The 2,883-nt window shown below is 66.3% G+C and carries 1 protein-coding gene; it reads right to left on the bottom strand.

Features of this window, described 5'->3' with window-relative positions; translation table 11 throughout:
• Positions 1 to 2,883: non-ribosomal peptide synthetase (locus HUA76_RS44685; RefSeq protein WP_174464417.1), on the bottom strand; the 2,883-nt coding region annotated here is incomplete at both ends.

Here is a 2,883-nt window from a genome sequence, read left to right as displayed (position 1 = left end):
CGGCAAGCTGGGTGCGCCACCAGGCGATTTCGGAAGAGAGGACGTCGCCCTGGAGCCACTGGCGCTGCCAGACGGAGAAGTCGGCGTACTGGATGGGCAGCGGAGAAAGCTGGGCAGGCTCGCCCCCGGAGAACTGGCGGTAGAAGGCGGCCAACTCGCGGACCATGACGGAGATGGACCAACCGTCGGAAGCGATGTGGTGGACGGTGACGAGCAGTTGGTGCTCGGACGCATCCAGGCGGAGGAGAGAAGTGCGGACGACAGGGCCTTGGGCCAGGTCGAAGGGACGCACGGCTTCGGCTGCCGCCAACCGCTGTGCCTCGGCGTCGCGCTGCTGTTGGGGCAGGGCGGAGAGGTCGATGAGAGGCATCTCCAGCACGAAGTCGTGCTGGACGAGCTGAACGGGCTGGCCCTCGTGAATGGCGAAGTGGGTGCGCAGGGCCTCGTGACGCTGAATCAGCGCGTTGAGGGACTGGAGCAGTGCGTCCGCGTTGAGGTTGCCTGTGAGCTTGAGCGCCCAGGGGATGTTGTAGGTGGAAGCGCCGGGCTGGAGTTGGTCGAGGAACCAGAGGCGCTGCTGGGCGAAGGAGAGAGGCAGCGGCTGGGCCCGGTCGACGGGGACGAGGGCCGGCTGGCGAGACGAGGAGCCGTGGAGCAAGTCCAGCCGCTCGGAGAGGAGAGCGACGGAGGGAGAAGAGAAGAGCTCACCGAGGGGCAACTCGACGTCGAAGGTGGAGCGGATGCGAGAGACGACTTGAGTGGCGAGGAGGGAGTGGCCGCCCAACTCGAAGAAGTCGCCGTGGATGCTGACGCGCTCCAGGCCGAGGACGTCGGAGAAGATGGAGGCGAGGCGGGACTGGGTGAGGGTGGAGGGAGGGGCGAAGTCGTCGCCGGAGGAGGTGGCAGCGGCGAAGTCGGGAGGAGGAAGAGCCTTCCTGTCGAGCTTCCCGTTGGCGGAGAGAGGGAAGGAGGAGAGGGAGACGAGAGCAGCCGGCACCATGTACTCGGGCAGGCGCTGGAGGAGGAATGAGCGGAGCGCGGACGTGTCGATGTCCTGCTCGGCGGCCGTGAAGTAGGCGACGAGACGCTTGTCACCGGGGACGTCCTCGCGAGCGAGGACGACGGCTTCCTGGATGCCGGAGAAGAGACGGAGAGCGGCCTCGACTTCACCCAACTCAATGCGGAAGCCGCGGACCTTCACCTGGAAGTCGGAGCGGCCGAGGAACTCGAGAGTGCCGTCGGCGAGCCAGCGGACGCGGTCCCCGGTGCGATAGAGGCGAGCACCGGGCGAAGAAGAGAAGGGATGAGGGACGAAGCGCTCGGCGGTGAGGTCAGCGCGGTTGAGGTAACCCCAAGCAAGGCCGTCACCCCCGACGAAGAGCTCTCCAGGGACGCCCGGAGGCAGGGGCTGGAAGGAGGCGTCGAGAACGAAGGCGGAGGAGTTGGAGAGAGGCGCGCCGATGGGGACGGAGCGAGAGAAGGAGTCCCCATTCCGCAGCGAGTGAGTGGCGGAGAAGGTGGTGTTCTCGGTAGGGCCGTAGCCGTTGACGAGGACGTGGCCCGGGGGCAGCCGCGAGAGGTGCTCGCGGACGCGAGAAGGCGGCAGGACGTCGCCACCGGCGAGGACCTGGCGGACACCGGCCAGCGCGACGGGTTGAGTCGCCACCATCTGCTCGAAGAGAGCGGCGGTGAGCCAGAGGGAGGTGATGCCCTCGCGGACAAGCAGAGCGCCCAACTCCTCGAGCGACAGGGCATGAGGAGGAGCGAGGACGAGCTTGGAGCCGTGGAGGAGAGCGCCCCAGATTTCGAGGGTGGAGGCGTCGAAGGCGACGGGGGCTGCGTGGAGCCAGACGTCGGAAGCGGCGAAGGAGATGAAGGAAGAAGAGACGAGGCGGGTGACGCCTCGGTGAGGGACGCAGACACCCTTGGGCTCACCGGTGGAGCCGGAGGTGAACATGACGTAGGCGAGGTCATCCCCTGTCACGACACCCGTGAGAGGTGAAGATGGCTGGCGAGCGATGTGAGAAGCCTCCTCATCGATGACGAGGAGGACGGCGCCGCAGGCAGGCAGGTCATCGACGACGTCGGAGTGAGAGAGGACGACGCCGGCTGAGGACTCGCGAAGGACGAAGGCGAGGCGGTCGGAAGGCCAGGCCTTGTCGAGGGGGACGTAGGAGGCGCCGGCCTTGAGGATGGCGAGGAGGGAGACGATGAGGTCGGCGGAGCGGTCGAGGCGGACGGCGACGCGAGAGCCGGGAAGAACGTCGAGAGTGCGCAGGTAATGGGCGAGCTGATTGGAGCGCGAGTCGAGCTGGGCGTAGGAGACAGACTCCTCACCCGACACAACGGCGACAGCATCAGGCGTGCGCGCGGCCTGGTGAACGAAGAGCTCCTGAATGCTTGCGTTGCGAGGGTAGCGCGTCGTGGCGCCGTTCCAACCCGAGAGGACTTGCTGCTTCTCTGCCACCGTGAGCAGAGGAATCAGACCGAGCTGTGCATCAGGCGAAACGGTCAGCGCTTCGAGCAACACGAGGTAGTGACGCGCGAGACGCTCCATGGTCGCCGCGTCGAAGAGGTCGGTGTTGTAGTTGAAGCCGCCGACGAAGCCGTTGATGCCTTCTTCGAGAAAGAGGCTGAAGTCGAACTTCGCCGTCTCGATGCTGGGAGCCAGCCCGCTGAGGGTGAGACCCGGGAGCTCGAGTTCCTCTTCAGGAGCGTTCTGAAGGGTGAGGGTGACCTGGAAGAGCGGTGAGCGACTCAGGTCACGCTGAGGCTGAAGCTCCTCGACGAGCTTCTCGAAGGGGACGTCCTGGTGCTCGTAGGCGGCCAGAGTGGACGTGCGCACCTGGGAGAGCAACTGACGGAAGGACTGCTTGGAGTCGA

This window comes from Myxococcus sp. CA056, from assembly GCF_013336715.1.
Lineage (GTDB): Bacteria > Myxococcota > Myxococcia > Myxococcales > Myxococcaceae > Myxococcus > Myxococcus llanfairpwllgwyngyllgogerychwyrndrobwllllantysiliogogogochensis.
Note: the sequence above shows the minus strand (reverse complement) of the source record. Positions and strands in the feature narration are given on the sequence as shown.